This is a genomic window from Phenylobacterium sp. Root1290 (genome assembly GCF_001425305.1).
Lineage (GTDB): Bacteria > Pseudomonadota > Alphaproteobacteria > Caulobacterales > Caulobacteraceae > Phenylobacterium.
Genome location: NZ_LMEE01000001.1, coordinates 1,063,675 through 1,089,783 on the forward strand (window position 1 = coordinate 1,063,675; position 26,109 = coordinate 1,089,783).

A 26,109-nucleotide genomic window follows, 5' to 3' on the forward strand; every position below is an offset into this window, starting at 1 on the left:
CCGGCGCGGCGTCAGGCCGTCCGGCCGATCCGCTTGATCTCCCATTCCAGCTCGACGCCGGTCTTCGCCTTCACGTCCGTGCGCACCGCCTCGCCCAGGCCTTCCAGGTCGGCCGCGGTGGCCTCGCCGGTGTTGATCAGGAAATTCGAGTGCAGTGGCGAGAACATCGCGCCGCCGAACGGCTTGCCCCGCCAGCCAGCTTCATCGACCAGCTTCCATGACGAATGGCCAGTCGGGTTCTTGAATGTCGAGCCGCCAGTCTTCTCGCGGATCGGCTGCGTGGTTTCGCGGCGCGCGGTGATCTCGGCCATCCTCGCCTCGATCGCGGAGGGTTCGTCCGGGCGGCCTTGAAACACCGCCTGGATCCAGATCACTTCACCAGGCTCCACGGCGCTGTGGCGGTAGGTGTAGCCGAAGTCTTCGAGGGAATAGCTGACGACCTCGCCGCTGCGGTCAAACCCCCAGGCCGAGAGGAGCACGTCCTTCGTCTCGCTGCCGTAGCAGCCGGCGTTCATGGTCAGCGCACCGCCGATGGTCCCCGGGATCCCCGCATAGAACTCGAGCCCAGCCAGGCCGGCCTTGGCCGCCGCCTTGGCGACCATCGAATCCAGCGCGCCGGCGTCGGCGATGACCCAGCCCTCTTCCTCGTCAATTGAGACTTCGGCGAACGCCTTGCCGGCCAAGCGGATGACCACGCCTTCGACGCCGCCGTCCCGCACGATCACATTGGACCCGACGCCGAGCACGGTGACAGGGACCTCGTGCGGCAGCGCCTGCAGGAAATCGCTCAGGTCCGTTTCATCGGCCGGGAGGAACAGGACCTCAGCGGCGCCGCCCACCCGAAACCAGGTGAAGGGACCGAGGGGTTCGTCGCGAAGCAGGCGGCCGCGTACTTCCGGCAGGTGGTCTCGCCAGCTCATTTGTTCAACGCCTCAAGCTGCCCGGGCAGCGCGTGCGCCCAGGCGGTAATGTCGCCAGCGCCGAGGCAGACCACGAGATCTCCGGTCCTCGCCTCCTCATGCACAAGCCGCGCGAGTTCGGCGGGACTCTCCAGGGCCAGCGCCCGACGGTGGCCGAAACGGCGCAGGCCCTCGACCAGCCCGTCGCGGTCGGCGCCGGCGATCGGCGTCTCGCCCGCCGTGTAGACGTCGGCGACGATCACCGTGTCGGCGTCGTTGAAGCAGCCGCAGAACTCGTTGAACAGGTCGTGCAGGCGAGTGTAGCGGTGCGGCTGGACCACAGCGACGACGCGCCCCTCGGTCACCGCGCGCGCGGCCTTCAGCACCGAGGCGATCTCGACCGGGTGATGGCCGTAGTCGTCGATGACCCGCACCCCGTTCGCCACGCCGGTCGTCGTGAAGCGCCGCTTCACTCCGCCGAACCCCGCCAGGCCCTTTCGGATATCGTCGTCGGAGACCCCAAGTTCACGGGCGACCGCGATCGCAGCCGTGGCGTTCAGCACGTTGTGCTGGCCGGCCATCGGCAGATGGAGGTTCTCCAGCCGCGTCGTCGGGCCGTCCTGTGGGGCGAAGACCGCGTCGAACCGCGAGCCGTCCGGCCCCATGCTGATCTTCTCGGCGCGCACCTCGGCTTGCGGATTGGTCCCGTAAGCAATGACCCGGCGGTTCTGCACGCGCGCGGCCATAGCCTGGACTTCGGGATGGTCCGTGCAGACAGCGGCGAAGCCGTAGAACGGGACGTTCTCGACGAAGTCCTGGAACGCCTTCTTCACGGCCTCGAAGTCGCCGTAGTGGTCCAGGTGCTCGGGGTCGATGTTGGTGACGATCGCGCAGGTCGACTTGAGCTTCAGGAAGGTGCCGTCGCTCTCGTCGGCCTCGACCACCATCCAGTCGCCCTCGCCGACCTTGGCGTTGGTGCCGTAGGCGTTGATGATCCCGCCGTTGATCACGGTCGGGTCCTTGCCGCCCGCGTCCAGCAGGGCGGCGACCATCGAGGTCGTGGTGGTCTTGCCATGGGTGCCGCCGACCGAGACCGAGTACTGCAGGCGGGTCAGTTCGGCGAGCATCTCGCCGCGATGGACCAGCGGCAGGCGCTTCTCGCGGGCGGCGATCATCTCAGGATTATCGGCCTTGATGGCCGTCGAGTAGACGATGGCCGACGCGCCTTCGACATTGGCGGCGCCCTGGCCGATGAACACCTTCGCGCCCAGCTTCTCCAGCCGCTCGGTGTTGGCGCTGGCCTTGGCGTCGGAGCCCTGCACCGTATAGCCGATGCGCAGCATGATCTCGGCGATGCCGCTCATTCCGATGCCGCCGATGCCGATGAAGTGCACGGGGCCGAGTGCGAAGGGGACGGGGCGCTTGTTCATTTTTGGACGGCGGTTCTCTCGACCAGGTCGGCCAGGCGTTCGGCCGCGTCAGGCTTGGCGATGGAGCGCGCGCCGGCGGCCATGCGCGCGAGGCGATCGGGGTTGGTCAACAGCTTCTGCAGCGCGCCGGCCATCGTATCCACAGTGAGTTGGTTTTCCCGCGCGACCTCGGCGCCGCCGGCCTCGGCCATAACGCGCGCGTTCTGGCCCTGGTCATCGTCCAGCGCGATCGCCAGCGGGACCAGGATGGCGGGTTTGCCGGCGACGGCGAACTCGCAAACCGATCCGGCGCCCGAGCGCCCGATCACCAGATGCGCGTCGCGCAGGCGCGTGGCCATGTCGCGGAAGAACGGAGCGATCTCGGCCTTCACCATCGCGTCGGCATAGATCCGCCGGGCGTTGTCCATGGATTCCTTGCGCGTCTGCTGCTGGACGTCGAGCCTGTGACGCAGGTCTTCGGGCAGCTGCTTGATCGCTTCAGGCATCAATTCCGAGAGCAGGCGCGCGCCCTGGCTGCCGCCTGTGATGAGCAAGCGGATCGGGCCGTCGGCGGTCGGCGGCGTATAGAGATGGTCAGCCAAGGCCCGGATGTCGGGCCGGATCGGATTGCCGACGACGACGGCGTTCTCGGCGACGCTCCCAGGCGCCTTCTGAAGCACCGGGAAGGCGCAAGCGACGGCGCGAACGTGGCCAGCCAGCCGGCGATTGGCGCGTCCCATGACGGCGTTCTGCTCATGCAGCAGCGTCGGCCGGCCCTGGGTGATGCCCGCCAGCAGGCCGGGAACCGAAGGGTAGCCGCCGAACCCGACAACGACCGCCGGATCGATCCGCGTGAAGGCGGCGCGGGCCTGCATGACCCCGCGCACGATGGCGATCCCGGCTTGGCCCATGGCGACCACGTCGCCGCGCTGGAAGGTGCGGGCCGAAAGCCCGATCCGCTCCTCGGCCGGGAAGCTCTCGGCGAACGCGGCGGCGCGCTCGTCGGACGCCAGCACGATGCGCCATCCACGGGCGATCAGCGCCTCGGCTAGAGCCTGTGCGGGAAAGAGATGCCCTCCGGTTCCACCGGCGGCGACGACAGCGATCTTGCGCATCACGAGCCTTTAGGCGAACGCGCCGGCCTTGGCGAGGCCCTCGCCCTGGGAATAGGCGCCCGGTCGACGGCGAGTCAGCGCAAGCGCCATGCCGAACGTCAGGCAGATCGCCCACATCGACGAACCGCCGTAGGAAATGAACGGAAGGGTCATGCCCTTGGTCGGGATCATGTTGAGGTTCACCGCCACATTGATGAAGGCCTGTTGGCCCACCAGGACGAAGAGCCCGGCCGCGGCCACCTGCTCGAAGGGATCGGTCAGTTTCATGGCGCGATAGAGGCCGCGCGTGACGATGAAGCCCAAAAGTATGATCAGCAGCAGCGAGAAGATCAGGCCGTACTCCTCGGCGCCGACCGAATAGATGAAGTCGGTGTGCAGGTCGGGCACGTGGCGCTTCATGACGCCCTCCCCCGGACCGCGCCCAAAGAAGCCGCCGGCGGCGATGGCCTCGGCCGCCCGGTCGACTTGGTGGGTGTCGGCGCGGTCTGGACTGAGGAAGCGGTCCACCCGGCTGGCCACGTGCGGGAACAGGAAGTAGGTCGACGACAGGCCGACCACGGCCACTCCGCCTAGCAGCATGACCCAGGACAGCGGCACGCCCGCCATCCAGAACGCCGCCCCGAAGGCGATGGTGATCAGCACGGTCTGGCCGACGTCGGGCTGGATCAGCAGCAGGCCGACCGACAGGAAGTAGAGGCCGAAGGCGATCGAGACGCCGGGCACGCCCTGCCCCTTCTGGCCTTCGGAGAACATCCACGAAACCAGCACGATCAGCGCCGGCTTCATGAACTCGGACGGCTGCAGGGTGAACGCGCCCAGTTGCACCCAGCGGGTCGCCCCCTTGGCCGTGTGCCCCAGGAACGGCAGCACCAGCATGATCGCGATGGCGATCACATAGATGAAGAAGGCCGCACGGCGGATCCCTCGCCCGTCGAGCATCGAGACGCCGATCAGGATGGCCGCGCCCGTCACCGCGAACACGCACTGGCGCACCGCGAAATGGAAGGGGTCGCCGACGTTCATCCGCGCCGCGGCGGCTGGGCTGGCCGCGAAGGACATCATCACGCCAATGGCGATCAGCGCCGCCACGGCCCCAAGCATCCAGCGATCCGTCGTCCACCACCAGATTCCCACGGACGAGCGGTCGCTCCGCGCGAAGGCGTGGGCCTGCTGATGGCGATGGATGTTGCTCATGGGCGTCTCCGCGGGCGCGGCGGCCCGTATCCTTCAGATGCCCGCGGCATGCTTAAGATATCTTAACCAAGCGGCCATCCAGATACCCTGCGACTTGAATTCTCTCCCCGGCGCGGGCGACATCGAACTTCCGCCAGGAAGAGGACGCCCGATGACCCAAGTTCCCGCCCCGCCGACCGATCAGGCCGCCTACTGGAACCAGGCAGGCGGCCAGGCGTGGGTCGATCTCCAGAACCTCATGGACCGCTTGAATCGCCCGATTGAGGAGGTGCTGGTGGCGCGCGCCTTCCCCGGCGCGGGCAAGCGTGTGATCGACATCGGCTGCGGCGCGGGCGCCACGACTCTGGGCATGGCCAAGCGGCTCGGGCCGGAGGGTCTGTGCCTCGGTGTCGACATCTCCGGCCCGCTGATCGAGATCGCCAAGGCGCAGGCGATCGCCGGAGCGCAGTTCGTCGAGGCCGACGCCCAGACCTACGACTTCGGCGCCCCCGGCTTCGACGCGGCGATGTCGCGTTTCGGAGTAATGTTCTTCAGCGACTTCGACGCCGCCTTCGCGAACATCCGCGCCGGACTGAAACCCGGTGCGGAGCTTGTCTTCGCCTGCTGGCGCAAGCCCGCCGACAATCCGATGGCCGTCATAGCCAGCCGCGCGGCTGCACCATTCCTGCCGCCGACGCCGCCGACCGACCCGCTGGCGCCCGGACGCTTCGCCTTCGCCGATCCGGACCGGGTGCACGGCATCCTGCAGCGCAGCGGCTGGGCGCAGATCAACATCGACCGGCTCGACACGCCCACCCCGGTCGCCCTGCCCGACCTGGTCACGCTCAGCCTTCGCATGGGGCCGGTCGCCGCCGCCCTGCGCGATCAGGACGAGGCGGTGCGCGGCAAGGTGCGTGAGGCGGTGGAGACGGCGCTTGCGGCCGAGGCGGTCAATGGCGTCGTGCCGATGGTCGCCGGTTGCTGGCTGGTGACCGCACGGGCCTGACGTCCGCTAGGCGCGCGCGCCCTTGGCGACGGGTTGCGAAAGCGCGTTCACCGCGTCGCGGAACGCCTCGCCTCGCGCTTCGAAGTCGGCGAACTGATCGAACGAGGCGCAGGCCGGCGACAGCAGCACGACCGCCTCCTGCCCCGAAGCCGCAGCATCGGCGTAGGCAGCCGCGACCGCCGCCGGCAGCGCGCCGCACTTGGCGACCTTGGCCTTGCCCTCAAGGGTGGAGGCGAAGGCTTCCTGCGACTCCCCGATCAGGTAGGCCTTCTCGATGCGCGGGAAGAGGTCGGTGAGGCTGTCGATGCCCCCGGCCTTCGGGACCCCTCCGGCGATCCAGTAGAACTTCGGATAGCTCGACATCGCCTGGCGCGCGGCGTCGGCGTTGGTGGCCTTGCTGTCGTTGACGAAGCGGACCTTGCCGACCGTTCCGACCGTCTCCATCCGGTGCGCCAGGCCCGGGAAGCTCATCAGGCCGTCGGCCGCTTCCTGCGAGCTTAGGCCGAGGCCGCGCACGGCGGCGTAGGCCGCGGCGGCGTTCTGCCAGTTGTGGCGGCCGGGCAGCGAGCGGGCGCGCAGCAGGTCGGCGATCTCCACCGCCCGTTCGCCCGTCGCGTCATAGAGCAGGCCCTGCAGGACATAGACCCCGCGGCCCATGGCCTTGGAGGCCGAGATCGGCACGATGGTGCGGCGGTTCGCGGCGGTTATCTCGGTGCAGATCCGCTGGCCCCAGGGGTCATCCACGCCGATGACGGCGGTGTCGCCCTTGCCCTGGTTCAGCAGGATACGGCGCTTGGCTTCCACATACCCTTCCATTCCGCCGTGGCGGTCCAGGTGATCGGGCGAAACGTTCAGCAGCAGCGCCACGTCGGGCTTCAGGCTGGAGGTCAGATCAAGCTGGTAGGAGCTCAGCTCCAGCACGTAGACCGCGCCGCCGTGCATGTCCTCGAGGCCCAGCACGCCCAGGCCGATGTTGCCGCCGACACGGACGTCACGGCCGGCCGCGGCGCAGATGTGGCCGATCAAAGCCGTGGTCGTCGACTTGCCGTTGGTGCCGGTGATCGCGACGATCTTCGGCCGCCTGTGCTCTGGCGCGGCGTTCACGGTCCGGGCGAACAGTTCGACGTCGCCCAGGATCTCGACGCCCGCCGCCTTGGCCTTCTCGACCGTCCAGTGCGGCTTGGGATGGGTCAGCGGCACGCCGGGCGAGAGCATCAGGGCGGCGAACTGCGACCAGTCGGCGCTCGACAGATCCAGCAGGTCCAGGCCTTCGGCCTGCGCGGCGGCCCGGCTCTCGGGCTTTTCGTCCCAGACCACGACCTTGGCCCCGCCGAGGACGAGGGCGCGCGCGGCCGTCAGCCCTGTGCGGGCCAGGCCGAACACGGCGACCGTCCTGCCTTCGAAGCCGCGGACCGGGATCATGGGACCTGCCTGCCCTCCCCTATCTCAGCTTCAGGGTGGCGAGGCCCAGCAGGGCCAGCATCACGGCGATGATCCAGAAACGGATCACGACGGTGCTCTCGGACCAGCCGAGTTTTTCGAAGTGGTGGTGGATCGGGGCCATGCGGAAGACCCGCTTGCCGGTCAGCTTGAACGAGGCGACCTGGATCATCACCGACAGGGTCTCCATCACGAAGAGACCGCCGATGATGCCCAGCACGATCTCGTGCTTGGTCGCCACCGCCACCGCGCCGATGCCGCCGCCAAGGGCCAGCGAACCGGTGTCGCCCATGAAGATCTTGGCCGGCGGAGCGTTGTACCAGAGGAAGCCCAGGCCGGCGCCGATCATGGCCCCGCAGTAGATCGCGATCTCGCCGACGCCCGGGACGAAGTGCAGCTTCAGATACTGCGCGAAGACGTAGTTGCCGACGAGGTAGGCGATGAAGCCGAAGGCCGCCGCGGCGATCATGACCGGCACGGTCGCCAGCCCGTCCAGGCCGTCCGTAAAGTTCACGGCATTGGCCGCGCCGACGATGATGAAGGCGCCGAACGCCAGATAGAACCAGCCCAGCGGCAGCAGCAGTTGCTTGAAGACCGGGAACGTCACCGAGGTCGCCAGCTCCGGCGTCTCAGGCGGGCTAGCGCCGAAGACGACGATCAGGCCGACGGCGGCCAGCGCGATCAGGGCTTCCAGAACCAGGCGGATCTTGCCGGACACCCCAGCGGTCGATTGCTTGGTGACCTTGGCGTAGTCGTCGGTGAAACCGAGGATGCCGTAGCCGGCGGTGACCAGGACCACGGCCCAGACATAGACGTTGGTGAGGTCCGACCACAGCAGCGTGCCGATCAGCAGACCGGCCAGGATCATGACCCCGCCCATGGTGGGGGTGCCAGCCTTCTCGACCACGTGGCGCTCGATACCGTCCGCGCGGATCGGCTGGCCCTTGCCCTGCTTGGCCTGCATCCAGCGGATGAAGCGGGAGCCCATGGCCACGACCACGAGCTGGGCCGTGAACAGCGCCATGCCTGTCCGGAACGTCTGATATTTCAACAGATTGAGGAACGGCACGTAGCCGTCCGCAGCGAGCTGTTGATACAGCCAATAGAGCATCAGCCCGTCTCCCCCGAACGCACATCGAGCGCGCCCAGCGCAGCCGCGACCGCGCCGGCTCTCGAGCCGTTGGAACCCTTAACCATCACGAGATCGCCCGGCTCTACGGCCGCGCTGATCAGCGGCGCCAGCTCCGCCGCACTTTCGGCGTAACCGCCGCGCCGAGTCGGCGGAAGGGCGTCCCACAAGGATTTCATCAGCGGACCGGCCGCGAAGACCAGGTCGACGCCGGCCGCATCCAGCGGCGCAGCCAGGCCGGCATGGAATGTGGGAGCCTCGGCGCCCAGCTCCAGCATGTCGGTCAGCGCGACGATCCGCCGCCCGCCCGTCTTGCGGGCGCCCAGGCTGGCGAAGGCCGCGCCCATGGAGATCGGGTTGGCGTTGTAGCTCTCGTCGATCAGCGTGAAGTCGCCCCCGGCCAGCTTGACCAGCTTCTCGGCGCCGCGGCCGGCCAGCGGCTCGAATGCGCCCAAAGCCGCCAGGCTGTCGTCGAGGCCGACGTCCAGCGCCTCAAGCATCAGCAGCACGGCCATGCTGTTGGGGCCCCAGTGGAAGCCGGTCTGGAGGATCGGGAAGTCCAGGGCCTTGCCGTGCAGCCGCGCCTTGATCACGGCGCGGCCCGGCTCGGGCGCGAAATCGACCAGCTGGGCGTCGCAGGTCTTGCCGGCGCCGAAGCTGCGGACCGTCGCACCGGCCTTGTGAGCCTCCTCGGCCAGAAGCCCGAACCACTGGTTGTCGGCGTTGAGGATCGCGACGCCGCCCGGTTCAATGCCGGCGAAGATCTCGGCCTTGGCCCGCGCCACCCCGATCTCGCCGTCGGGGAAATTCTCCACGTGGACCGGCCCGACGGTGGTGATCGCCACGGCGTGAGGCCGCACGAAGCGCGACAGAGGCGTCACCTCGTCGGCGTGGTTCATGCCGATCTCGAAGACGGCCCGCTCGGTGTCGCGCGGCATCCGCGCAAGGGTCAGAGGCACGCCGATGTGATTGTTGTAGCTCTTCACCGAGGAGTGCGCGCGACCGGCCCGCTCCAGCCCGGCGCGGATCGCCTGGGTGACGCTGGTCTTGCCAACCGAGCCGGTGACAGCGCCGCGGCGGACCTGGGGCGCGCGCTCGCGAGCGGCTTCGCCCAGTCGCTCCAAAGCCTGAAGCGTATCGTCGACGAGAATGCTCGAACCCGCGACGCTCTTCGAGGCGAGGCTCGCGGCCGCGCCCGCGGCCAGCGCCTGCGGCACGAACTCATTTCCATCGCGTGCGCCGGCGAGCGCGACGAACAGGTCGCCCGACTCGATGCTGCGGGTGTCGATCGAAACGCCGTCCACGGCGAAGGCGGGCCCCGACAGCTGGCCGCCGGTCGCGGCGGCGATCTCTTCGGACGTCCAGAGCGGCTTAGACATGCGCAGCCTCCAGCGCCGCAGCCACTTCAGCCACGTCGTCGAAGAAATGAACGGTCGAACCGACGGTTTGGCTCTGCTCGTGGCCCTTTCCGGCGACCACCAGCACATCGCCGGGCCCCAGCAGGGCGACACCGGCGCGGATCGCTTCCCGGCGATCGCCCACTTCCCGCGAGCCAGGCGCGCCCGCCAGGATCTCGGCGCGGATCGCGGCCGGAACCTCGCTGCGCGGATTGTCGTCGGTGACGATGGCGACATCGGCATGCTGCGCAGCGGCCAGGCCCATCAGCGGGCGCTTGGCGCGGTCACGGTCGCCGCCGGCGCCGAAGACCACGATCAGCTTGCCGTCCACGTGGGGACGAAGCGACTTCAAGACGGTCTCGAGCCCGTCGGGCGTGTGGGCGTAGTCGACATAGGCTTCGCCGCCCTTGGGGCCGGTCCCGATGCGCTGCATGCGGCCAGGGGCGCCCTCCAGGGTGGCCAGGGCGGCCAGCACGCTTTCGACCGGCTCGCCAGCGGCGATGCACAGGCCAGCCGCCACCAGGACGTTGGACGCCTGGAACGCGCCCGCCAGCGGCAGACGCACCTCGTAGGTCTTGCCCTTGGCCTCGACCTTCAGCGTTTGACCATCGGGCGTTGGCGTACGCTCGACCAGCTTCAGCCCCTGCCCGGCTTCGCCGACCGAGAACACCGACTGTCCCGAGCCGACCGCCGCGGCGGCGAACGCGCCATAGGCCTCGGAGTCGGCGTTCAGCACGGCGACGCCCCCGCGCGGCAGCAAGGCTTCGAACAGCCGCAGCTTGGCGTCGCGGTAGGCTTCCATGGTGTGGTGATAGTCGAGGTGGTCCTGGGTCAGGTTCAGGAACCCGGCCGCGACGAGGCCCACGCCGTCCAGCCGCCGCTGATCAACCCCGTGCGAAGAGGCCTCCATCGCCAGATGGGTGACGCCCTTGGCGACCAGGACAGACATCAGCTCGGCGACATCGGCGGCGTCCGGCGTGGTCAGGCCAGGCGGGGTGATCTGCTCATCGAGGCCGGGGCCGGTGGCGCGCACGCCCAAGGTGCCCATGCTGGCGGCCTTCTTGCCGGCATGGTTGAAGATCTGACGGCAGAAGGCGGCGACGGAAGTCTTGCCGTTGGTGCCCGTGACGGCGATCACAACAGGCGGCTGCACGCCCCAGAACGCCTTGGCGGCCAGGGCGTACATGCGGCGCGGATCGGGGGTCACGATCACCGGAACGCCAAGATCGGGCAGGTCCTCGGCGGAGATCACCGCGACAGCGCCTGCCGCGACGGCCTTCACCGCGAACGCCTTGCCGTCGACCTTCGAGCCGGGCAGCGCAGCGAACAAGAAGCCGGGCTTTACCTTGCGGCTGTCGGCGGTGACGCCGACGACCTGCGGATCGGTCGCGAAGGTCCGTTGGACCAACTGGGAAAGCGGCTTGCCCATCAGTGTCCGTCCGCGATCGGCTCGGCCGCGACCGAGCCTTCGCCGACGACCTTGATCAGGTCGGGCTGACGCTGAACGCCCAGGAACGGGGCGATCCGGTCGATCACCCGGCCCGCGGCCGGCGCGGCGACCCAGCCGCCGGTCGAGTAGCCATAGGTCTTGGCCGTACCGTGCGGCTCGTCCATCAGGATCAGCACGAAATAACGGTCTTCCTGCACCGCGCCCGCGGTCGGGAACACGGCCGCGAAGGACGACACCTGGCGCTGGGTCGAGTAGCCGCGAATGGCAGGGTCGTACTTCTCGCCGGTGCCGGTCTTGCCGCCGACGCTCAGGCCGGGCGCATTGGCCGACTTGCCGCTGCCGCTGATGACGTTGGCGCGCATGATCTGCAGCATTTGGAGAGAGGTCTGCTCGGACAGCACACGCTGGCCCTGCGGGCGACGGCCGGCGTCCATCTTCTTGATGGTCAGCGGCACCATGTAGCCGCCGTTCAGCAGCGCGCCCATAGCGCCCGTCACCGCCAAGGGGCTGACATTCATGCCATGACCGAACGAGGTCGAGGCCACCGCGTCCATGTCCCACTTGCGAGGGCTGAGCGGCCGGGCCGACTCCAACAGTTCCACCTGCGCAGGACGGGTGAGGCCGAGATTGTCGAAGTACTTATGGAGACGCTCGGCGCCGACACTCTCGGCCAGCTTAGCGGTCCCGATGTTCGACGAATGGATGAACACGTCCACCAAGGTCAGGATTTTCCGCGTCGCGTGGTAGTCCTTGATGGTCCGGTAGCCCAGTTGGTACGGCACGCGCGCATCGAAGGTCGACGAGGGGTTGGCAACCCCGGTGTCGAGGCCGATGGCCACGGTGAAGGCCTTGAAGGTCGAGCCCATCTCATAGATCGACGCCGCCGCACGGTTCAGCTTGGCGTCGTCGTCGGCCTTGGCGACCTGGTTCGGGTCGAAGGTGGGATAGCTGGCCATCCCCAGGATCTCGCCGGTATGGACATTGGTCACGATGCCCACGGCGCCGCGCGGCTGGAACTCGGCCGCGGCCTTGTAGAGCTCGTCTTCCAGCGCCGCCTGCACGCGCAGATCGATGGACAGCGGAACCGCGGTCTTGGAGGCCGCGCCGCCGCGGATGGTGTCGTTCAGCGCCCGCTCGGCGCCGGCCAGGCCAACGCCGCCGGTGTCGGCGAAGCCGATCAGGTGGGCCGCCGTCGTGCCCAGCGGATAGACCCGGCGCTCCTCCGGCTCGAACGTAACGCCCGGCAGGCCGAGGGCATGGATCCGCGCCCGAACCTCGGGGGTCAGGCCGGCGGCGACGAAGCCGCGACGCTCGCTCGCCAGCACCTTTTCCAGGCGCTGGCGGTTCAGGTTCGGCAGGGCCGAGCGCAGGGCCCGGCGGGTCTCGTCCGCATCCCAGATCTCGCGCGGGTCGACATAGATGCCGTAGTGCAGAAGGTCAGCGGCCAGCATCGCGCCGTTGCGGTCGACCAGATCGGCGCGCGAGGCGCCGACCGGCCCGGCATAGCCGCCGCTACGCCCGGCGTCGGAGAACAACGCCGCGCGCGTCGCGCCGATGGCCAGCAGGGCGAATGCGGCCGAGAACAGCGCCAGCACGAAGAAGATGCGGATGCGCGTGTCGTCTTCAGCCTTGCCGGCGGCCTTGGCGCGCTCGAACGCGTGCTCCAGACCCCAGACCCTGGCCTTCAACCAGCGCCAGCCCAGCGCTTCTAACGATGGATGAGCTAGGCTCACGGCGTCTGCTTCCCAAGGGCGACTTCGCCCAGCTTGTCGATGGTGGTCTCGTGCTTGGCGCCGACCGGCCCCATGCCCAGGTGGGCGGTGGACAGCGCCTCGATCCGTGAAGGCTGTTCCAGGTGCGCGACTTCGGCCTGCAGGAGGCGGATGCGCGCCTTCTCGGCGTCGATCTGCTTCTCGACCGAAGCGATCTCCGCGCGCTCGCTCCCAGCCATGGTCTTGGCCAGGTAGACCGACAGGATGACGGCGATCAGGACGCCCAGCGCGACCACGTCGACCAGCCGGAAGCCCCGAATCTTGCGGGTAAGAAGACTCATGCCGCCTCCTTCCATACCGGAGCAGAGGTGCGAACCCCCACCCTCAGCTTGGCCGATCTCGCGCGCGGATTGGCCGCAGTTTCGGCCTCGCCGGGCGCGCGGGCGCCGTTGAACAGCAGCTGGAAGCTGGGCGCCGCGCCCGCTTCGACCGGCGGCAGGTGCCGCGAACCGCCCGGCGTCCTGCCGGCCCGTTCGGTGAAGAAGGCCTTGGCGATGCGGTCTTCGAGCGAGTGGAAGGTCACCACGGCCAGGCGGCCGCCGGGCTTCAGCACCCGTTCGGCCGCAACGAGGCCCGCCTCGAGTTCGGAGAGCTCTTCGTTGACCGCGATCCGCAGGCCCTGGAACGAGCGGGTGGCCGGATGGACCTTGGCCCCGCGGCGCCCGCCAAGCGCGCGCTCGATCACTTCGGCCAGGTCCAGCGTGCGGGTGAACGGCTGCTCGGCCCGGCGGCGCACGATGAACGAGGCGATGCGGCGCGACTGCCGTTCCTCGCCGTAGACGAAGAAGATGCGCGCCAGCTCGGCCTGCTCGGCCGTGTTGACGATGTCGGCCGCGGTCGGACCGTCCGCGCCCATGCGCATGTCCAGCGGGCCGTCGCGCATGAACGAGAAGCCCCGCTCAGCCTGATCGAGCTGCATCGACGAAACGCCAAGGTCCAGCGCCACGCCGTCGGCGGCCCCCTCGCCCAGCGCCTCGGCCATCTGCGAGAACCGGTCGTCGATCAGGCGGAACCGCTCGCCCAGCCCTTCGGCGAACCGCCGCGCGCTGGGATCGCGATCGAAGGCGACGACGTCGGCGCCGGTCGCCAGGAAACCGCGCGAATAGCCGCCAGCCCCGAAGGTGCCGTCGATGATCAGCTTGCCTGGGCCAGGCTCCAGGGCCGCGATGACTTCATCCAGCAGGACCGACGTATGGGGCGCGCTCATTGGGCCGCCCCCAGCTTGGCCGCGCGCTGCTGGGCGCGCAGCTCGGCCAGGCCGGCGCGGGCGAGTTCGCGCTGGGCGGCGCGATGCGCCTGGAACGCCTCGCGCTCCCAGATCTGGAAACGGTCGCCGAGACCGACCAGCACCACCCAGTCGGTCAGGCCGAACTGGTCGCAGAGCTGCTCAGGCAGGGTGATGCGGCCGGCGGTGTCGAAGCTCATCTTGGCCTGGCCGCCCAGGACCGACAGCTCGATGGCCGAGCGCACGGGGTCGCCGAAGGGCATCTCGTCCATCAGTGCGATGTAGCGGTCGAACAGCGCCCGGCCGCCGCCCTCGATGCAATCGGCCTCGATCGAGGGGAAGCAGACGATGCCGTCGAAGGGGCCGGACACGAGCGCGCGGAATTCCTGCGGCACAACGATGCGCCGCTTGGCGTCTACTTGTTTCTCGAAGGTCGAGAGAAACATCCCGCCGCGCCCCAGATCGCGGCTCCGAGCGAGCCGCCAACTTCACCCCGTTTTCGGACCCGCAGAGCGCCTGCTCCGACGCGCCGCTGATCCTCAACGGATGCTGATTGGGTTAACATGGGATCAATTGGGCGACAATGCCTCCAGAGCGCGATTTCGGGGAAATTCAAAGAAGTTACGGTCCCGTCTCATGCATCCACAGGCGATATTCACAGAACATACAGCGAACTCGTTAAGTATAGTCGCCGCCTCTGTGGACGGCGGTGGATAAGCTGGACGGAAGTATGGACCAGACGGCCTGTAAGCCGGGTTCTGTGCCGCCCGCGAACGGGCGCGACGATCATTCCTCTGGACCGCCCATTGCTGGACGGTTCTCGCGACCTACCCGGACGCCTCAGGCCTATGACGGCCCTACCCCTTGCGGGGCGCGGAATCCCTATTCGGTCTTGCTCCTGGCGGGGCTTGCCATGCCGTTCCTGTCACCAGGCCCGCGGTGGGCTCTTACCCCACCCTTTCACCCTTACCCCGGTCGAAACCGGGGCGGTCTGCTCTCTGTGGCGCTATCCCTGGGGTCGCCCCCGGCGGGCGTTACCCGCCGCCATGTCATAGTGGAGCCCGGACTTTCCTCGACTGCCGCAAGGCAACCGCGATCGCCCGGCCGTCTGGTCCGCGCGCTAAGTGGGCCGCCCCGCGCCCGCGGTCAAGCGCCGCGCGCGCATCCCATTTCATCCCAATCGCCGCCTTGCGTCGTCCGGCGAGGGCTCGTAGCTTCCTGTGGAACGTCCGACAGAGGATGCGAAAGCGTGTGCTGTGATCGATTGAGGCCCTGAGGACCCCAGGCTGACGCCTGTTCCCCGACCCGCTGCGCCAAGGCGCGCGGGCGCTCAATGTCGATTGGACACATCATGCCGAAATCTCAAGACCCGGGCGCGCCTGCGCCCCATCCCGAAGCCGACTCCGCGCCGCTGACGCCCGCCGAGCGCGCCCGCGCGATCATCGAACGTCAGTTGGCCAGCAAGCAGCACGGCGGGCCGCCAGGCCAGAACGCCGGCAAGGCCGGCGGCGTCCACAAGCCGGGCAAGGGCGGCTGGTCGCCCGCCCCCATCCGCCCGGGCGGTCGCGGCCGCCGGGGCTGAAGGATCGGAGGCGCCTGCGAGGGCGCCTCCGGCATTCACTAGAACTCGGCCGAGCCGCCGTCGCAGGGCACGACCGTGCCGGTGGTGTAGGCGCTGGCGCGGCTGGCCAGGAAGATCGCCACGCCGGCGATGTCCTCGGGCGTGCCGATGCGGCCGCGCGGGTTCGACTTGGCGATGGCGTCGCCGGCGCGGGCCAGGGTCGCGGCCATCATGTGGCTCTGGAAGGGGCCGGGCGCGATGGCGTTGACCAGGATGTGCTCGGGAGCCAGGCGCTTGGCCAGGTGGCGGGTCAGCATGATGCAGCCGGCCTTCGAGGTCGAATAGGCGTAGGTCTCGAGCGCCGGCGGCTGGATGCCGTTGACCGAGGCGATGTTGATCACCCGGCTCGGGTTCTCATGCGTGGCCGCCGCGCGCAGTTGCGGCAGCAGCTTCTGGGTCAGGAAGAAGATCGACTTCACGTTCAGGTCGACGGTCTTGTCCCAGCCGTCCTCGGGATACTCATCGATCGGCGCGCCCCAGGTGGCGCCGGCGTTGTTGACCAGGATGTCCAGCTTGTCCTCGCGCTCGGCCAGCGCCGCGGCCAGGCCGTTGATGCCGTCCATGTTCGACAGATCGAAGGGCAGCGAGATGCAGGTCCCGTACTTCGACAGCTCGTCGGCCAGGCCGTCGCAGACATTGGCCTTGCGCGAGGAGATGTAGACCTTGGCGCCATTCTCGACATAGCCGCGGGCGATCATTTCGCCGATGCCGCGGCTGCCGCCGGTGACCAGGGCGACCTTGCCCTCAACGCTGAACAGATTGCGCATCGCAATATCCTCGTTTTCGAAAAATCGGTATGAATGAAGCTGGAATTCTGCGGGCGCAGTGCTGACCGGCGGCGCGGCCCGCGTCAAGCGTCCGGGAGCAGCAGGCCCATGGCGATGTCGGCCTCCACGGTCCCGTCCGGAAGCCGGACCCGCCCAGGAAGCCGGCCCTCCACGGCGAAGCCGAGCGCCTGATAGAGCCGGATCGCGCCGGCGTTGCCCTCGCGCGCCATCAGTTCGATGCGGCTGACTTTCGGCTGCAATTGCGCCGCCGCGGCGAACAGGGCGCCGAACAAAGCGCGGCCGACGCCCCTGCCCTGGCAGGCCGGATCGACGGCGATGGTCAGGTCCGACAGCACATGGGCGAACTGGTTGGGCCCGATCCTCCCGGCATGGATTTCGCCGACCAGGCGCCCCTCGCTCCAGGCCCCGAGGCTGACGCCGCCGGCATGAGCCTTCGCGAGGAAACCCTCGACATAGGCAAGGTCCATCTCCTCGGGCCGGCGGGCCAGCCCGCCAGCGCCATCGGCGGCCGCGCGATAGAGCGCGAGCACCTCCGGCGCAGCGGCCATGGTGGTGGACCTGATCTCGAAATCGCTCACGCGCCGGCGGCCGCCCGCAACAGCGCGATCAGCCGCGCGCGGGTCATGCCGTCCGCGACCCCGTCGATCTTTTCCTGACGCCAGTGCCGCTGGAAAGCCCGCAGCACGGTGGCGGTCTCGGCGTCGAACTTGCCCGAAGGCGCGCAGTCGTAGCCGAGGCGCGTAAGCCCCGCCTGCAGGGCGAACACTCCCGCCCCCTCCTCGCCCTCGGCGAGGGGCGCGCCCGGCGCCGCGTCCGGTTCGACCCAGAGGCCGTGGCCGGCCTGCGCCAGGATCTTCCAGGGGAACAGTTCGCCGGGATCGTTCCGCCGGGCGGGCGCGACGTCCGAATGGGCGATGATGCGCGCATCCTCGATCTGCCACCGGCTGCGGATATCGCTCAGCAGTTCGATGACCGCATCGATCTGCGCCTGGGGGAACGGGCGATAGCCGAACTCATGGCCCGGATTGACGATCTCGATCCCGATCGAGCGGCCGTTGATGTCGGTCTCGCCCTTCCAGAACGACAGCCCCGCGTGCCAGGCGCGCCGTTCCTCCGCCACCAGGCGGAACACCCGGCCGTCTTCCTCGACCAGATAGTGCGACGAGACCTTCGCTTCCGGGTCGCAGAGCCGCTCCAGCGCCGCCTCGCCCGTCTGCATGCCGGTATAGTGCAGGACGATGATGTCCGGCGGGACCGTGCGCTCGTTGAAGTTGGGCGACACCGCCTCGATGAAGTTCATCGGGTGCGGCCCCGCAGGTTGAGCAGCAGAAGCATGATCTGGTTGGGCCTCATGGCGATGATCAGGACGCCCGCCAGCGCCACCGCGGCGCCGAACGCCATGCGTGCGTCGAACGGATCGTGGGTGATGACGACTCCGAGGCCGATGGTGGCCAGCGGCGTCATCAGGGTCAACGGTGAGATCAGGTTCGCCTCATAGCGCTGGATCAGCCAGTAGTAGGCCGTGTGGCCGAACACCGAGACCACCAGGGCCGAGAAGATCACCGCCGCCCAGAACCGCCAGCCGATCGCCAGGCCGGTCTCGACGCCCCCAGGCTCCAAGATCAGCGTCAACGGCACAAGCACGGCGGCGGAAGCCAGCCCCACCCAGGCCTGGAACTGCAGCGGCTTGACCCCGTCCATCTGCTTCATCAGGACCGAGCCGAGCGACCCCAGCACCACCGACACCAGAACGAACGCCAGACCGCCGCTGAGGGTCAGGCCATGAGGATCCCACATGACGGCCAGGGCGCCGACCAGGGTCAGGCTGATCCCCAGCAGACGACGGCGGTTCAGCCGCTCGCCCAGCAGCATGAAGGACAGGAAGGTGGTGGTCGGCACCATCAGCTGGCTCACGATCGCGGCCGACGAGGGGCTGGCCGTCTTCAGTGCGATGAACATGAACGCGAACGATCCCGCCCCCATGCAGACGGCGATCAGCAACAGCCGCCAAAGCGGCCGCGGTGGATTGCGCAGCCAGGGAAACACCGCCGCCGCCACGATCAGAAAGCGCACGGCCGCGTAGAACAACGGCGGCGCATGCAGGTAGGCGACGACGTACTTCGAGACGATGTTGTTGGTCGCCCACAGCAGACAGACGAAGACCAGAAGGGCGAAGTCGCGAAGGGACATGTCCCCGCTTAGGCGCGGTTGGACCGCGTTTGGCAAGTGCGCGACTTGTCTGACGTTTGGGAAATCCCCGATTGTGGCCGCCTGCCTGCTGTTGGAGTTACGCCATGACCGCCGCCCCCTTTCTCGGTCCCGATGTCCAAGACCACGGTTCGGCCTGGATCGATCCATCGGCCCGCATCTTCGGGGCCGTGGAGATCGCCGCTGAGGCGTCGATCTGGTGCAATGTCGTCGTGCGCGCCGAGAGCCAGCACGTGGCGATCGGCAGGCGGACCAACATCCAGGATTTCGTAATGATCCATGTCGGCTCGGGCACGCCGACGATCGTGGGTGAGAACTGCTCGATCACCCACCACGTCACGCTGCATGGCTGCGATATCGGCGACAACTGCCTGATCGGCATCGGCGCGACGATCATGGACGGTTGCGTGATCGGCGCCGGCTCAATCGTGGCCGGCGGCAGTTTCCTCAAGGAAGGCACGGTGATCGCGCCCAACTCCATCGTCATGGGATCGCCGGGCGTCGCCACCAAGACACGGGATAGCAGCCGCGCCAACGCGATGAACGCCTTCCTCTACTGGCGCAACGCCCAGGCCTACGCCCAGGGCGACTACCGGCTGTGGTCGAAGGAGAGCTTCCGCGCCGAGATGGCGGCCGAGCACGCACGGCTGGCGCAGGCCCTTAGCTGACGAGACCTAGCAGGACCTCCAGGCCCTTCTTGAACTCGACCACGCCCTCCTTGACGCCGATGAACTTGGTGAGCGACTCCAGCGGCCCGTCGATGGCGGCCAGCGTTCCCTGCACCGCGCGCCGGTAGAAGGCGAGGCGACCTGGACGCTCGCCATCGGTCACAGCGCCGAGCGCCTGGTTGCGCGCCGGAGCGATGCGGGCGTTGGCGAAGGCGACGATCAGCAGCTTGAAGCGCAGCGCCTCGCCGCGCAGGCCGTAATCGTCCCAGACCTCCAGCGGCTGCTCCACCGTCATCACCAACTGGCTCAGCAGTGCGATCTGATCTCGCGCGATCGCGAACGCCGCCGGCTGGCCGTCCGCGAACAGCGGCAACGGCGGCAGAAGAAGTTCACGATCCTCCCAGATCTCGCCGATCAGCTCGACCAGCAAATCGAGCAACGCGACCAGCGCCAGGCGCTCGTCGAACTCTTCCGCGCTCGCCACAGTGAAACTGGCCATGCCTTGTCCTTTCCGGCTCGCCAGGCACAACTATTGCGTGCACCGACGGGCATGGCCAGCAATGGATGTTCTACGAGGCCTGCGCAGCTTCCATCTCAGCCATCGCCGCCTGGTCCATGTACATCAGCTCCCAGACATGGCCATCGAGGTCCTGGAAGCTGCAGCCGTACATCGGGCCCATGTCCAGGATCGGCTTCCAGGACTTGCCGCCCGCCGCCAGAGCCTTGGCCAGCGTGTCGTCCACCTGGGCGCGGCTGTCGGCCGACAGGCAGGTCAGGACCTCTGTCGCCTTCGTCGCATCGCTGATCTCGCCGGTGATGAAATCCTGGAAACGCACGTGCTCCATCAGCATGGCGAAGATGTTCTCCTCGATGACCATGCAGGTGGTGTTCTCGTCCGAGAACTGCTCGTTGAAGCCGAAGCCGAGGGCGCCAAAGAACTGGCGAGAGGCCGCAACGCTCTTCACCGGCAGGTTCACAAAAATCATTCGCATGGGATCGCTCCTTGAGGACGGTTGGATCCTAGGACGAACGCCGTCCGCCCGTCCCGACATCCGACGCCGACTTTTTTGGGCCACGCCAACTTTTTCGGGCGGACCCGCGCAACGCGACCATATTGGCTGAATGGCCCCCGCCCGCATCCGCGTTATCGACCTGGAGACCTCTGGCGCTTCGGCGCATGAAGTGTGCGAGATCGGCTGGCAGGACGTCGTGCAAGGCGTGGACGGCCTTTGGGCCGTGAATGACGACCGCGGTGCGATGTTCGTCAATCCTGGGCGCCCCATCTCGACGGCCACGATGGCGATCCACCACATCATGGACGCCGACGTCGCCGGAGCCCCGTTCTGGAAGGAGGCCGCCCCGGAGGTCCTGCGGCCGCCGGGCGGCGTACTGGCGCTAGCCGCGCACCGCGCGGCCTTCGAGCAGCGCTTCTGTACGCCCGCGCTCAGCGGCGGGGCCCGCTGGATCTGCACCTGGAAGTGCGCCCTGCGACTGTGGCCGGACCTGCCGGGGTTCTCGAACCAGATGCTCAGGTATGAACGCATGCCTCCGGGCCTGGACCGCGAAATCGGGCTTCCGGCACACCGCGCGATGCCCGACGCCTACGTCACCGCCCACCATCTGCGCGACATGCTGAACCAGGCTTCGATCGAACAATTGCTGGTCTGGAGCGATGAACCGGGACTGCTGCCCCGCGTGCCCACCGGCCCGGATCGAGGTCGACCGTGGACCGGCGTCCGCACTGATGTCCTGCAGGCCTTCGCCCAGGACCGGGATCCCAATCTCCGCTTCAGCGCCGAGACCGAACTGCGCCGCCGCGGCGAGGCGAGCGACCGGGACCCTGCCCCGCCCATCCAGCGCACCTTGCTCTGACCCACGAAAAAGGCGGCGCCCCGAAGAGCGCCGCCTTGGAATTCCCCCTGATGGGCTTTGGCGTTACGCCGCCTTGCCCAGGCTCAGGTTCTCGTAGCGGCCGAGGTGATGATCGGTCGAACCGAAGGCGCTCTCGATCATGGTGGCGCGCTTGAAGTAGTGGCCGATGGCCATTTCATCGGTCATGCCCATGCCGCCATGCAGCTGGATGGCGTTCTGACCGATGAACTTCGCCGCCTTGCCGATCTGGACCTTGGCCGCCGCAGCGCCCTTGGCCCGCTCGACGTCGCTGTCGCTGAGCTTGATGTCGGCCATGTAGGTCATCGAGATCGACTGCTCGAGGTTGATGAACATGTCGACCATGCGGTGCTGCAGCACCTGGAACTGGCTGATCGGCTGGCCGAACTGCTTGCGCTGCTTGGTATATTCCAGCGTGCCTTCGTGCAGCTTGCGGAACACGCCGCAGGCTTCGGCGCAGGTGGCGACGATGGCCTCGTCGATGACCTTCTCGACCAGCGGCAGGGCGGCGCCGTCCGCGCCGATCAGCGCGTCAGCGCCGACCGAGACGTTTTCGAAGGTGACTTCCGAAGCCCGGAAGCCGTCGACGGTGGGGTAGTCGCGCGTGGTCACGCCCTTGGCGTCCTTCGGCACGATGAACACCGAGACGCCCTGGGCGTCGCGCTGGCCGCCGCCGGTGCGGGCGGTGACGATCAGGTGCGTGGCGTATGGCGCGCCGATCACAACAGCCTTGTGGCCGTTGATGACATAGCCGCCGCCGTCCTTCTTGGCCGTGGTCTTCAGGTCCTGCCAGGTGTAGCGGGCCTGCGGCTCCGCATAGGCGAAGGCGATGATGGTCTCGCCGCCGATGATGCCGCCGATCAGATCGCTGGCGCCGGCGTAGCCCGAATGCTTCAGGAAACCGCCGCCGATCACCACGGTGCCGAGATAGGGCTCGACCACCAGGGATTTGCCCAGCTCTTCCATGATGACCATGTTCTCGGTCGAGCCGCCGCCCAGGCCGCCGAGCTCCTCGGCGAACGGCGCGCCCAGGATGCCCAGCTCTTCGGCGAAGGCCTTCCACACGTTCGGGCGCCAGCCGGGCTCGGCCTTCAGGGCGTCGCGACGCTGCTCAAAGCTGTAGTGATCGGCCAGATAGCTCGCGACGGTGTCGCGCAGCATCGACTGTTCTTCGGTGAAGCTGAAATCCATCTGGTTTCCCCGTGCGTCACCCCGCCTGGGCGCTCGGGCCCAGGCGGGAAATAGGCGTTGTTATGTGAGTTAAGACGATCGGCGCTTAGAGGCCCAGCACCATCTTGGCGATGATGTTGCGCTGGATCTCGTTCGACCCGCCGTAGATGGAGGTCTTGCGCATATTGAAGTAGCCGCCGGCCACGCCGTCGGCGTAGTCGGGACCGATATTGGTGTTGTGGCCGAGGTCGCGCAGGTAGGGCGCGCCGTAATGGCCGACCGCTTCCAGCACCAGCTCGGTGAGGCGCTGCTGGATCTCGGTGCCCTTGATCTTGAGGATCGAGCTTTCCGGCCCCGGACCCTTGCCGCTGCTTTCGCCGGCCAGGGTGCGCAGTTCAGTAAACTCCAGCGCCGTCAGGTCGATCTCCAGTTCGGCGACCTTGCGCTTGAAGAACGGGTCGGCCAGCAGCGGGCCGCCGGCGTCCGAAAGCTCGGTGCCGGCGATCTCGCGGACCTTCTCCAGGCCGCGCTTCGAGCGGGCGACGCCGGCGATGCCGGTGCGCTCGTGGGCGAGCAGCGCCTTGGCGCAGGTCCAGCCCTGGTTCTCGTGGAAGACGCGGTTCTCGACCGGCACCTTCACATTGTCGAGGAAGACGTCGTTGACCTCATGGCCGCCCTCAAGGGTCGTGATGCGGCGCACCTCGATGCCCGGGGTCTTCATGTCGATCAGCAGGAACGAGATGCCGGACTGCGGCTTGGCGTCCGGATCGGTGCGGACCAGGAAGAAGCCCCAGTCGGCGTGTTGGCCCAGCGTTGTCCAGGTCTTTTGGCCGTTGACGATGTAGTACTCTTTGCCGTCGTCGCCCGTGATCCGCTCGGCCTTGCACTTGAGCGAGGCGAGGTCGGAACCGGCGCCCGGCTCGGAGTAGCCCTGGCACCACCACACGAGGCCGTCACGGATCCCCGGCAGGAACTTCTCTTTCTGCTCCTGGGTGCCGAAGGTGTAGATCACCGGCGCCAGCATGGAGACGCCGAACGGCAAGATGCCCAGGGTATCGGCGCGCGCCTGTTCTTCCGACCAGATGTACTTTTGCGTGGGCGTCCAGCCGGTGCCGCCGAACTCGACCGGCCACGAGGGCGTCGCCCAGCCCTTCTTGGCCAGGATGCGGTGCCAGGAGAGATAGTCTTCCTTGCTCAGCTCCTCGCCGCGATCCTGCTTGTCGCGCAGCTGCTGGGGATAGTTCTGGGCGATGAAGGTGCGGGCTTCCTCACGGAAAGCGGCGTCTTCGGGCGAAAAGTCGAGGTTCATAGGCGGCTCCCAGGCGCGAGCATTTACAGCGTATTTCGTTGGGCCGGACCATACGCGCGTCGCGCGGCGATGGGAAGATGACCCTTACGTCAACGTCACTTCAACTTATCGCGGTTCAGTTGGCGGGGCCTTCGCGAACCTTCGCCTTGCACCAGCGTTGGACCCGTTGCGCCGGACGCTCGCGGCGTGCATTCCCTGACCCGCATGCCCCGCATCCTCACCTACAATGTCCATCGTTGCGTCGGCACGGATCGGCGACTGGACGTCGGGCGCGTGGCCGAGGTGATCGCGCGGCTCAAGCCCGACATCGTCGCCCTGCAGGAGCTGGACGTCGGGCGCGCCCGCACCGGCGGGGTCGATCAGGCCCACCAGATCGCGCGGCGGCTCAAGATGGCCTTCCACTTCCACCCCGCCCTGCGGGTCGAGGAGGAGCTCTATGGCGACGCCATCCTGACCACCTATCCCGAGCGGATGATCCAGACCGGGCCGCTGCCCGGCCATCCCGCGATCCCGCGGCTGGAGCCACGCGGCGCGGTTTGGATTTCCGCCGAGGTCGAAGGCCGCCCCGTGCAGATCATCAACACCCACCTGGGCCTGGTGCCGAAGGAACAGCAGCTGCAGGCCGGGTGGATCGCCGGCCCGTCATGGCTGGGGCACCCGATGCGCCAGGGTCCGACCATCCTGCTGGGCGACTTCAACGCCACCGGCAGCTCGGTGGTCTATAGAACGCTGAGCGCCAAACTGGCCGCGGCGCGCAGGCTCTCGCCACGCAAATCGCCGACCTCGACTTTCCCTTCGGCCCTGCCGGTGCTGCGCATCGACCACATCTTCGTCAGCCCGGAGATCAGGGTGGAGAACGTGTTCGCGCCCTACGATCCGCTGACCCGCGTGGCGTCGGATCACCTGCCGCTGGTGATGGACTTCAGCGTGGCATGAACCGGGTGTGCAGCGGGTCCTCGGTATAGAGGATGTCGCGGCGCCGGCTGGCCCGCCAGGAATCCGTCACGCCGTACGGATCGCCGAGGTGATAGGTGGCGATAATCTCGCCCAGCGGGGTCTGCTTCATGGGCAGGATCGGCGACAGACGCCCCTCCCCGTTCAGGAAATCGATGGCCGAAATCATGCTGCCGCGCTCGGCCCGCGCCTTGGCGACCGCATCGCCGGTGCAGCCGACGAAATGCCCGATCAGCCGATCGCGCAGCGCGCCGATCGCCATCTCCTCGACGCCCTCTTCGACCTGGACACCGAGCTCGACCTCGGTGTCGAAGCCGCCCGAGCGGTTGTTGAGGTTCGCCGACCCCACGCGCGCCAGCCACTCGTCGATCACCGTCACCTTCGAGTGGACGATGATCTTCGTCCCTGAGGGCGTGGTGGGATACCAGGCGCGGAAACGCCCGAAGATGTCGGCCGAACGCAGCCGCCACAGCATGTTCGAACGCGCTCGATCCATGGTCAGCTGGTCGAACCAGCTGGGGCTTTGGCCTGTGGAGATGAGCACGACCTCCGGTCCGTCCGGCTCGGCCAGCCGCTGGGCGAGCGCCGCGGCGTAGATCGGCGAAGCGAAGTACTGGTTTTCCAGATATATCAGTGACTTGGCCGCCATTATCGACTCGATCGTCAGGCAGCGAATCTCATCGACGCAAGGGCGCTGATCCCACTCCGGTTCCGTCCGCTGGATCGAGACGTCCACGTCGCGCAGGTGAGCCGGGATATAGGCAGGCCAGGGATCCTCGTTCGCCGGTTCGGGTTTGGGCAGCGCCTCGCCGGTGGCGCGCCGCCAGCGCTCGCGCGCCAGGTCGCCCAGCGCCTCCGCCGCCGCGCCGTCGACCATCATCATCACCTCATGACGCGGCGCATGATGGTGCTGGTCGGGCATGATCCTCCGCGGGTCGTGTTCGAGGTGCCCCGGCGTATCCCATCGATCGACGCTGATGTCCCCGCCGCCGCAAAAGGCCAGGGCGTCATCGACAACCAGCACCTTCTGGTGATGGCAGGCGCCGAACGGCACATGGTCGTCGAGCCAGAACTTCACGCCGGTGCCGCGGAACCACTTGCGGGCCTTGTGCGGAAAGAACTGCTGGCTGGCGGCGATCGGCAGGGCCGACTTCCAGATCAGCACCCGGATGTCGAGATCGGGCCGCGCCTTGGCCAGGGCGACCAGGATACGGCCGACCTCATCGGGGTCGTCTGGCCCATCGAAGCCGTCCGGGAACAGCCGCGCCCGCGGATCAAAGCCCCAGCCCAGCAACAGCACCGAGCGGCGCGCCTTGCGCAGCGCCTCGAAGACCGCGGTGAAATAGGCTTCGGTATCGACCAGGAATGCAGCCCGGCCCGCGCGCTCCTTGCGCCAGCACGTTTCACCGGGCCTCAACAAATCCATCGCAGACCCAATCGCCCAGCTACAGCACCCACCGATCAAAAGCGTACGGCCAAGCCTGGT

At 67.9% G+C, this 26,109-nt stretch carries 26 protein-coding genes and 1 other RNA gene; 5 read left to right on the forward strand and 22 right to left on the reverse strand.

Annotation, left to right across the window (positions count from 1 at the left end; genetic code table 11):
* Positions 1 to 11: 11 nt before the first annotated feature.
* Genes murB through ftsW form a run of 4 tightly spaced genes read right to left on the reverse strand, consistent with a single transcriptional unit; the run spans position 12 to position 4,617 of the window.
* On the reverse strand, positions 12 to 920 hold the full coding sequence (gene murB / locus ASC79_RS05155; RefSeq protein ID WP_056020635.1) for a UDP-N-acetylmuramate dehydrogenase: 909 nt from the start codon (positions 918 to 920) through the stop codon (positions 12 to 14).
* Complete coding sequence (gene murC, locus ASC79_RS05160; protein ID WP_056020637.1) at positions 917 to 2,329, reverse strand: UDP-N-acetylmuramate--L-alanine ligase; 1,413 nt, start codon at positions 2,327 to 2,329, stop codon at positions 917 to 919. The genes murB and murC overlap by 4 nt, the downstream gene beginning before the upstream one ends.
* Positions 2,326 to 3,423 (reverse strand): undecaprenyldiphospho-muramoylpentapeptide beta-N-acetylglucosaminyltransferase, encoded by a 1,098-nt coding sequence (murG, locus tag ASC79_RS05165; protein WP_056020639.1) that lies wholly within the window; start codon positions 3,421 to 3,423, stop codon positions 2,326 to 2,328. The genes murC and murG overlap by 4 nt, the downstream gene beginning before the upstream one ends.
* 9 nt (positions 3,424 to 3,432) lie before the next feature.
* Positions 3,433 to 4,617, reverse strand: a complete 1,185-nt coding sequence (gene ftsW, locus ASC79_RS05170; protein ID WP_056020641.1) for a putative lipid II flippase FtsW — start codon at positions 4,615 to 4,617, stop codon at positions 3,433 to 3,435.
* 151 nt (positions 4,618 to 4,768) lie between these two features.
* Between ftsW and ASC79_RS05175 the strand changes: the two genes are divergently transcribed.
* A complete protein-coding gene (locus tag ASC79_RS05175) occupies positions 4,769 to 5,602 on the forward strand; it encodes a class I SAM-dependent methyltransferase (protein ID WP_056020645.1) in 834 nt (277 codons plus the stop codon).
* A gap of 6 nt (positions 5,603 to 5,608) precedes the next feature.
* On the opposite strand, the gene murD is transcribed toward ASC79_RS05175, so the two are convergent.
* The 9 genes from murD to rnpB form a co-directional block, all read right to left on the reverse strand.
* Complete coding sequence (gene murD, locus ASC79_RS05180; RefSeq protein WP_056020648.1) at positions 5,609 to 7,024, reverse strand: UDP-N-acetylmuramoyl-L-alanine--D-glutamate ligase; 1,416 nt, start codon at positions 7,022 to 7,024, stop codon at positions 5,609 to 5,611.
* A gap of 19 nt (positions 7,025 to 7,043) precedes the next feature.
* Positions 7,044 to 8,153, reverse strand: a complete 1,110-nt coding sequence (gene mraY, locus ASC79_RS05185; RefSeq protein WP_056020651.1) for a phospho-N-acetylmuramoyl-pentapeptide-transferase — start codon at positions 8,151 to 8,153, stop codon at positions 7,044 to 7,046.
* Entirely contained in the window at positions 8,153 to 9,550 is a 1,398-nt protein-coding gene (gene murF / locus ASC79_RS05190; protein ID WP_056020654.1) for a UDP-N-acetylmuramoyl-tripeptide--D-alanyl-D-alanine ligase, read from the reverse strand. Before murF ends, mraY begins: the two co-directional genes overlap by 1 nt.
* Positions 9,543 to 10,997, reverse strand: coding sequence for a UDP-N-acetylmuramoyl-L-alanyl-D-glutamate--2,6-diaminopimelate ligase (locus ASC79_RS05195; protein WP_056020657.1), 1,455 nt, complete (start codon positions 10,995 to 10,997; stop codon positions 9,543 to 9,545). The genes murF and ASC79_RS05195 overlap by 8 nt, the downstream gene beginning before the upstream one ends.
* Positions 10,997 to 12,751, reverse strand: coding sequence for a penicillin-binding protein 2 (locus ASC79_RS05200; RefSeq protein ID WP_056020660.1), 1,755 nt, complete (start codon positions 12,749 to 12,751; stop codon positions 10,997 to 10,999). The genes ASC79_RS05195 and ASC79_RS05200 overlap by 1 nt, the downstream gene beginning before the upstream one ends.
* Positions 12,748 to 13,071 (reverse strand): cell division protein FtsL, encoded by a 324-nt coding sequence (locus ASC79_RS05205; RefSeq protein WP_082531941.1) that lies wholly within the window; start codon positions 13,069 to 13,071, stop codon positions 12,748 to 12,750. Before ASC79_RS05205 ends, ASC79_RS05200 begins: the two co-directional genes overlap by 4 nt.
* A complete protein-coding gene (gene rsmH / locus ASC79_RS05210) occupies positions 13,068 to 13,997 on the reverse strand; it encodes a 16S rRNA (cytosine(1402)-N(4))-methyltransferase RsmH (RefSeq protein ID WP_056020663.1) in 930 nt (309 codons plus the stop codon). The genes ASC79_RS05205 and rsmH overlap by 4 nt, the downstream gene beginning before the upstream one ends.
* Positions 13,994 to 14,461 (reverse strand): division/cell wall cluster transcriptional repressor MraZ, encoded by a 468-nt coding sequence (locus tag ASC79_RS05215; RefSeq protein ID WP_056020666.1) that lies wholly within the window; start codon positions 14,459 to 14,461, stop codon positions 13,994 to 13,996. Before ASC79_RS05215 ends, rsmH begins: the two co-directional genes overlap by 4 nt.
* 285 nt (positions 14,462 to 14,746) lie before the next feature.
* Positions 14,747 to 15,127: RNase P RNA component class A (gene rnpB / locus ASC79_RS09555), an RNA gene on the reverse strand.
* Positions 15,128 to 15,366: 239 nt separating this feature from the next.
* Between rnpB and ASC79_RS05220 the strand changes: the two genes are divergently transcribed.
* Positions 15,367 to 15,597 (forward strand): hypothetical protein, encoded by a 231-nt coding sequence (locus ASC79_RS05220; RefSeq protein ID WP_156378335.1) that lies wholly within the window; start codon positions 15,367 to 15,369, stop codon positions 15,595 to 15,597.
* Between the two features lie 38 nt (positions 15,598 to 15,635).
* On the opposite strand, the gene ASC79_RS05225 is transcribed toward ASC79_RS05220, so the two are convergent.
* The 4 genes from ASC79_RS05225 to ASC79_RS05240 form a co-directional block, all read right to left on the reverse strand.
* Positions 15,636 to 16,403 carry an SDR family oxidoreductase gene (locus ASC79_RS05225; protein ID WP_056020672.1) on the reverse strand — a complete coding sequence of 256 codons (768 nt, stop codon included), beginning with the start codon at positions 16,401 to 16,403 and terminating at the stop codon, positions 15,636 to 15,638.
* Positions 16,404 to 16,486: 83 nt separating this feature from the next.
* Positions 16,487 to 17,002, reverse strand: coding sequence for a GNAT family N-acetyltransferase (locus ASC79_RS05230; protein ID WP_056020675.1), 516 nt, complete (start codon positions 17,000 to 17,002; stop codon positions 16,487 to 16,489).
* A complete protein-coding gene (locus ASC79_RS05235) occupies positions 16,999 to 17,724 on the reverse strand; it encodes an N-acetylmuramoyl-L-alanine amidase (RefSeq protein ID WP_056020677.1) in 726 nt (241 codons plus the stop codon). The genes ASC79_RS05230 and ASC79_RS05235 overlap by 4 nt, the downstream gene beginning before the upstream one ends.
* Complete coding sequence (locus tag ASC79_RS05240; protein ID WP_056020680.1) at positions 17,721 to 18,614, reverse strand: DMT family transporter; 894 nt, start codon at positions 18,612 to 18,614, stop codon at positions 17,721 to 17,723. Before ASC79_RS05240 ends, ASC79_RS05235 begins: the two co-directional genes overlap by 4 nt.
* Positions 18,615 to 18,718: 104 nt before the next feature.
* Here ASC79_RS05240 and ASC79_RS05245 point away from each other — a divergent pair, with 104 nt between their 5' ends.
* A complete protein-coding gene (locus ASC79_RS05245) occupies positions 18,719 to 19,300 on the forward strand; it encodes a gamma carbonic anhydrase family protein (protein ID WP_056020683.1) in 582 nt (193 codons plus the stop codon).
* Here the strand turns inward: ASC79_RS05245 and ASC79_RS05250 are convergent.
* Positions 19,293 to 19,799 (reverse strand): hypothetical protein, encoded by a 507-nt coding sequence (locus tag ASC79_RS05250; protein ID WP_056020686.1) that lies wholly within the window; start codon positions 19,797 to 19,799, stop codon positions 19,293 to 19,295. The genes ASC79_RS05245 and ASC79_RS05250 overlap by 8 nt on opposite strands.
* A 70-nt stretch (positions 19,800 to 19,869) precedes the next feature.
* Positions 19,870 to 20,292, reverse strand: coding sequence for a VOC family protein (locus ASC79_RS05255; protein WP_056020689.1), 423 nt, complete (start codon positions 20,290 to 20,292; stop codon positions 19,870 to 19,872).
* Between the two features lie 130 nt (positions 20,293 to 20,422).
* Between ASC79_RS05255 and ASC79_RS05260 the strand changes: the two genes are divergently transcribed.
* A complete protein-coding gene (locus ASC79_RS05260; RefSeq protein WP_056020692.1) occupies positions 20,423 to 21,172 on the forward strand; it encodes an exonuclease domain-containing protein in 750 nt (249 codons plus the stop codon).
* Positions 21,173 to 21,235: 63 nt separating this feature from the next.
* On the opposite strand, the gene ASC79_RS05265 is transcribed toward ASC79_RS05260, so the two are convergent.
* Together ASC79_RS05265 and ASC79_RS05270 are read right to left on the reverse strand one after the other, a co-directional pair.
* Positions 21,236 to 22,381 (reverse strand): acyl-CoA dehydrogenase family protein, encoded by a 1,146-nt coding sequence (locus tag ASC79_RS05265; RefSeq protein WP_056020695.1) that lies wholly within the window; start codon positions 22,379 to 22,381, stop codon positions 21,236 to 21,238.
* 85 nt (positions 22,382 to 22,466) lie between these two features.
* The gene (locus ASC79_RS05270) at positions 22,467 to 23,669 is read right to left on the reverse strand and encodes an acyl-CoA dehydrogenase family protein (protein WP_056020698.1); all 1,203 of its coding nucleotides are present in this window, start codon (positions 23,667 to 23,669) and stop codon (positions 22,467 to 22,469) included.
* Between the two features lie 204 nt (positions 23,670 to 23,873).
* On the opposite strand from ASC79_RS05270, the gene ASC79_RS05275 reads away from it, so the two are divergent.
* Entirely contained in the window at positions 23,874 to 24,605 is a 732-nt protein-coding gene (locus tag ASC79_RS05275; RefSeq protein ID WP_056020707.1) for an endonuclease/exonuclease/phosphatase family protein, read from the forward strand.
* Here ASC79_RS05275 and ASC79_RS05280 read toward each other — a convergent pair.
* Positions 24,592 to 26,049: a phospholipase D-like domain-containing protein gene (locus ASC79_RS05280; RefSeq protein WP_056020710.1), complete on the reverse strand. Its 1,458-nt coding sequence runs from the start codon at positions 26,047 to 26,049 to the stop codon at positions 24,592 to 24,594. The genes ASC79_RS05275 and ASC79_RS05280 overlap by 14 nt on opposite strands.
* Between the last annotated feature and the right edge of the window lie 60 nt (positions 26,050 to 26,109).